Below are 6,038 nucleotides of genomic sequence, written 5' to 3'. Positions count from 1 at the left end.
TTCAATTCGGGGCTTGGTGTGAATGCGTTCGGCCACTGTCACCCCGTCATCGGCGATCTTATCAGGAAGCAGGCGGAAAATATCATCCATACGTCCAATCTCTACCACATACCTTCTCAGGCTGTGCTTGCCGAAAAAATTTGCAAAACCTGTTTCGGCGAACGGGTGTTTTTCTGCAACAGCGGCACCGAGGCGGTGGAGGGAGCATTGAAATTCGCGCGGAAATGGGGAAAAAAGTTTCCGAAGCCGAAAACGGGATTCATCGCGTTCAAAAACTCTTTCCACGGACGGACGCTCGGAGCGCTCTCGGCAACCATGCAGGAAAAGTACCAGAAAAACTTCGAACCGCTCGTTCCGGGATTCCATGAAGCGATTTTCAACGACCTCACATCGGTGGAGAAAGTGTTTACCGATGAGATTGCCGCTGTTATCGTCGAACCCCTCCAGGGTGAAGGGGGGGTGAACATGGGTGAAAGTGATTTTATGAAAAACGTGGAGAAGCTCTGCAGGGAACACGAGGCGCTTCTGATTGTCGACGAGGTTCAGTGCGGTATGGGAAGAACCGGAAAGCTCTATGCCCACGAGCATTCCGGAGTCACACCGGACATCATGACCCTTGCGAAGCCTCTTGCCGGCGGGCTTCCCATCGGAGCGGTGGTTACCGGGCCGCGTGTCTGGCCGGAGATCAAGCCGGGCGAACATGCTTCGACATTCGGCGGCAATCACTTTGTGACCGGTGTCGCATGTGGTGTATTCGACATGATATCCGATCCCGGTTTCCTCGGGGATGTCGCCGGAAAGGGCGAGTACCTTGCGCAGCGGCTCGGGGAGCTTTCCGGTCGGCACTCATCGATCAGGGAAATACGGGGCAAGGGACTTCTCATGGGAATTCTCGTCGATTTTCCCGCTTCGGAAGCTGTGGAATATTTCGAGAAAAATCATATCCTCATGTGTGCGGCCGGTCCCGATGTCATACGGTTCATACCGCCGCTCGTTGTGAGCAGAAAAGATATCGACCGGGTTCTCGATATGCTTGATACCTATCTTGCCGGGAGGTAAGAATATATGCCTTTGAAAGATTCGAAAAAAATTAATGTGTACGGAGCGGCGCTTATGGTTATCCTCGTTATAAACGCGCTCCTGAAATGGCGTTTTTTCGCCGGACTCACGCAGGCGGATGATTTTTCCTATGGAGTCTATGCATACACGATGTTCCGTGATATATGGCCGTGGAACACTGATATGGATTTCAGGATGCTCCGTCTCGGGCTCATGTTTCCGGTGAGCATCGTTTTCAGGATTCTGCCTCCGGGTGAGTTTGCCGCGGTGTTGTTTCCCATGATGGCGTCATTAGGAACTGTCGTCCTCGCGTACCTCATAGGGAAGAGACTTTACGGGCCGAATGCGGGAATTATCGGGGCGTTTGTTCTTGCAACGTTTCCCGGAGATGTGCTCTATGGGACGATGCTGCTGCCCGACATCGTTGTGCCGTTTTATCTTGGTGCGGCGGTGCTCGCGTTTCTGTACACCGACACGGTGAAAGGGTATAAAAGTTACCTGCTTTATGCTCTCACGGGTTTTTTTATTTTTCTGGCGTTTATTACCCGTGAGAATTCGTACTATTTTCTCCTGTTTTTCCTGCCCTTTGCATTCAGCGCCGGACGGTGGAAACGGGGATTGTATCTTGTCGGCGCAGGGTTCGTTCTCCCCGTTCTCGCGTTGTACGGGATTTATTACCTGAAAACGGGGGATTTTCTGTTCAACGTGCATCTTGCGACAACAGCCCGTGATTCCCAGATCGCTTCGGGGTACATTCCGAAGAATTCCGACAATATGCTTACCCAGTTCTATTATATGTTCCCGGCGGCGATGGGGAAAGTACTCGAGGGCGGCCGAAGAATGTACTCCAGTTCCACCTTCGGCCTGACATTTTATTTCGGTCTTCCCTGTGTCCTGTATACGCTTGTGAAAGCGATCATTAAGCGCGACCGTAAAGGGCTTCTGATACCGTGGTGGTTCTTGCTCGTGTACCTCTTTCTCGAATTCGGGACGCTCTCGTTTTCGCACTATCAGGTCATGAAAAAGCTGCCGCGCTTCCTGCTCACGCTCACACCAGCAATGGCGCTCTGTTATGGCGTTGTCATCAGTGATGCGGCAGGGCTTGGTTACGCGCAGATTAAACGTCTGAAAGACCTCAGAATACGGTGGATTACAGGAATCGCTGCTGTCGCGCTCATGGCGGTGGTTCTTGCAACCTCCATGAAGGTCGCCGGGCGCTATAAAACCGGTCTTGATTCGAACATGGAGGAGTATCGATGGGGATACAGCGTTTTCAAACCGCTCCCGCGCAAACCGATTTACGGAACCGGCGGATGGTGGAACAACAAGCTGTCATTCTATTTTATGCCCGATATACGGTATGCCGATGTAAACGGTCACCGCTCGGATATGCTCCGCGATATCAAGACAGTCGACCGAGCGACGGAGATCAGTGGTTCGTATGTACTTATCGACCGTAAGAATTTTTCCGGACAGAACGACCTGGGATTGAAATACTTATATGACGATTATCCCCCGTATGTCGTCCTTATACCCAAGGACTGGAAGCTCCTTGGAGCGGAATATGGTGTCGAGATTTACGAGGTTCCCGAAAACTGGGATTACGATAAACCTTTCGGAAAATATTTCGCCCTGTGGACTATCAACCAGGCAGTCACCATGAATGATCCGGTGCGTGTTCTGTACTGTATGCATCCGGCGTTCATTCAGAGACTCGACAGGGAAACATTTTTCAATTTCTTTAACGAGCTCAAACGGTTGAACGAAAAGGATCGTGAAGTATATCTGATTAATAATGTGCAGTTTGCCACTGATAATGGTAAATGGAAAATCTATTTCGATACCAAGTGAAAGGTCAGCCATGAAAAAGAATGTGAAAAAGGTCGTACTCGCTTATTCAGGAGGTCTCGATACATCGATAATAATCCCGTGGCTCAAGGAGAATTACGGATGTGAAATCATAGCGATGGCGGCCGATGTGGGGCAGGAAGAAGAGCTTGACGGCCTCGAGGAAAAAGCGCTCAAATCCGGCGCATCGAAGCTCTATATCGAAGACCTCCGCGAGGAATTCGTGTCCGGATTTGTATTCCCGACCCTCATGGCCGGCGCCGTCTACGAGGGGAAGTATCTCCTCGGGACTTCGTTTGCACGGCCCCTCATCGCCCGCCGTCAGGTAGAGATAGCGCGGAAGGAGAATGCGGATGCCGTCTCGCACGGCGCCACGGGGAAAGGGAATGACCAGGTCCGGTTCGAGCTGACATACAAGGCATTCGCTCCGGATTTGACAATTATTGCACCCTGGCGTGAGTGGAACATCAGGAGCCGCGAGGATGCGATCGAATATGCGGAATCGCATAATATTCCTATCGCCCAGTCCAGGGAGAAAATTTATTCCCGCGACCGCAACCTCTGGCACATAAGCCATGAGGGGGGGCATCTCGAAGACCCCTGGAACGAGCCGAAAGAGGATGTCTATGTTCTGACTGCCTCTCCTGAAGACGCTCCTGACAAGGCAGAATATGTCGTTATCGGTTTCGAGCAGGGGAGGCCTGTTTCGCTGGACGGCACCCCGTATGGCCCGGTCGAACTTGTCGAACGGCTTAACGCGATAGCCGCGCGGAACGGTGTCGGTCGTGTCACGATCGTTGAAAACCGCCTTGTGGGCATGAAGTCGCGGGGCGTGTATGAAACCCCCGGCGGCACGATACTCTACGAGGCTCACCGCGCGCTCGAAGAACTCACTCTCGACCGCGACACGCTCCATTACAAGCAGCAGGTCGCTCTGCGGTATGCCGAGCTGGTCTATTTCGGAAAGTGGTATACGAGGCTCAGAGAGGCGTTCGATGCGTTTGTCGCGGTCACCGAACGGCATGTTACCGGTGCGGTTCGGGTGAAACTCTATAAGGGGAATTGTACCGCCGTCGGGGCGAAGAGTCCTGATTCGCTCTACCGCGAAGATATTGCGACATTTTCCCGAGATGAGGTTTACAATCAGGCTGATGCCGAGGGATTCATCAATCTCTTCGGACTGCCCGAAACGGTAAACTCCCGTTTCAGAAAACTCGGAGATTCATAATGGGGAGTAACAAGAAAAAAACCATGTGGGGCGGACGGTTCAGTGATGAACCCGATGACCTGATGGTAGCGTTCGGCGCTTCCATCGATGTGGACATCGAGCTCCTTGAGGTTGATATACAGGGCAGTATCGCCTGGGTTGAAGCGCTCGGAAAGGCCGGAATACTCGAAGCCGCAGAGGTTTCAAAGATAACCGGAGGCCTCGAAACGGTCGGAAGCGCTTTAAAGGCCGAGCGCGCGAAAGGTGCGTTTGTGTTCGACCACACGCTCGAGGATGTCCATATGACCGTCGAATCACGGCTCATCGGGCTTATTGGTGAGGTCGGCGCAAAACTCCATACGGGGAGGTCGCGGAACGACCAGGTTGCTCTCGACGAACGGCTCTATCTTTTGGGGGCGCTCGATACCGTAAACGGATCCATCCGGGCGCTCCAGGAAGCCATTATCGAACAGGCCGGGCGCTGTTTGGATGCCATCGTACCCGCGTATACTCATCTGCAGCAGGCACAGCCGGTGCGGCTCGGGCATTACCTCATGGCATGGTTCTGGATGTTCGAACGGGACCATGAGCGTATGGCCGACGCCCGTAAACGCACAGACAGAATGCCGCTTGGATCCGGAGCTGTCGCGGGAAGCGGGTTCGCGGTCGACAGGGATTATATCGCCCGGAAGCTCGGTTTTTCCGCTGTTACGGAGAACAGCATTGATGCGGTTTCCGACCGGGATTATATCATCGAGACCGTCTCCGCGGCTTCGATGCTCATGATGCACCTGTCGCGCATGTGCGAGGACCTCATCATATGGTCGTCCGCGGAATTCGGGTTTGCGGAGCTTTCGGAGCGGTTTTCGACCGGCTCGTCAATGATGCCGCAGAAGAAGAATCCCGATTCGCTCGAGCTCATTCGCGGTAAGACCGGGCGGGTTTACGGCAATCTCATGACCCTGCTTACCATCATGAAAGGTCTGCCCTTCAGCTACTGCAGGGATATGCAGGAGGATAAGGAACCCCTGTTTGATACCCTGAAAACAGTCGGGGAGTGTCTCGGAATCATACGCGGGATTATCGGAGAGATAACGTTTCATACCGACAGAATGGAGTCGGCGTTCGACAGCAGCGTGTTCGCAACCGATGTGGCCGATTATCTCACTCTCCGAGGGATGCCGTTCAGAGAAGCTCATACCGTTGCGGGAAGACTCGTAAAGTGGGCTCAGAATAATGGTACGGCCATGAAGGATATCCCGCTCGATGTCTATATAAAACACTCCGGCCTCTTCGGGAATGATATATACGGTATTTTCGATCTCTCCGTATCCGCCGACCGTCGCTCCCTTGAGGGCGGGACAGGCAGGAAAGCGCTGATCGCTCAAATCTCCCGCGCGAAAACGCTGCTCGGAGAAAGGGTGAAATCATGACTCTTTACCGTAATGCCCTTTTAAGGAAAGCCCGTGTCAGCGATGTGCCGTTTATCGCCGAGATTGTCAACACACATGCTCAGACCGGTGTTATGCTTCAACGTCCCCTGTCGCGGATATATGACAATGTCCGTGATTACATGGTGATCGAGGTTGACGGACAGGTTGTGGGATGCGGGTCACTTCATGTGATGTGGTCGGACCTCGCCGAGATACGGTCGGTTGCGCTCAAGGATGAGTTCAAGGACAAGGGACTGGGCCGCGCTATAGTCGAGTCGTTGATCGAGGAAACGAAAATCCTCGGTATAGAGAGGGTCTTTGTTCTGACGTATAAGGTGGATTTTTTTGCCCATCTCGGATTTACGTTTATCGAAAAATCGGAAATGCCCCATAAGATATGGAACGATTGTGTTAATTGTGTGCATTTTCCGAACTGCGACGAAGTTGCAATGATCCTTGTACTGAAAAAAGAAAATGCCGTGGAGGAATGA

Annotated in this window: 5 protein-coding genes; all 5 read left to right on the top strand. The window is 52.7% G+C overall.

The features are described 5' to 3' along the window. On the top strand, positions 1-1,059 hold a 1,059-nt coding region (locus LLG96_15125), incomplete at its 5' end, for an acetylornithine/succinylornithine family transaminase (GenBank protein ID MCE5251540.1). A 6-nt stretch (positions 1,060-1,065) separates the two neighbouring features. Beyond that, positions 1,066-2,910: a glycosyltransferase family 39 protein gene (locus LLG96_15120; GenBank protein MCE5251539.1), complete on the top strand. Its 1,845-nt coding sequence runs from the start codon at positions 1,066-1,068 to the stop codon at positions 2,908-2,910. A 10-nt stretch (positions 2,911-2,920) separates the two neighbouring features. Then, complete coding sequence (locus LLG96_15115) at positions 2,921-4,135, top strand: argininosuccinate synthase (GenBank protein MCE5251538.1); 1,215 nt, start codon at positions 2,921-2,923, stop codon at positions 4,133-4,135. Then, positions 4,135-5,547 carry an argininosuccinate lyase gene (gene argH, locus LLG96_15110; protein ID MCE5251537.1) on the top strand — a complete coding sequence of 471 codons (1,413 nt, stop codon included), beginning with the start codon at positions 4,135-4,137 and terminating at the stop codon, positions 5,545-5,547. Before LLG96_15115 ends, argH begins: the two co-directional genes overlap by 1 nt. Beyond that, a complete protein-coding gene (locus tag LLG96_15105; GenBank protein MCE5251536.1) occupies positions 5,544-6,038 on the top strand; it encodes an N-acetyltransferase in 495 nt (164 codons plus the stop codon). Before argH ends, LLG96_15105 begins: the two co-directional genes overlap by 4 nt.

Source organism: bacterium, from assembly GCA_021372535.1.
In the GTDB taxonomy this organism is placed as follows: Bacteria; Latescibacterota; Latescibacteria; order Latescibacterales; family Latescibacteraceae; genus JAFGMP01.
This window is presented reverse-complemented; position numbering and strand designations above follow the sequence as displayed.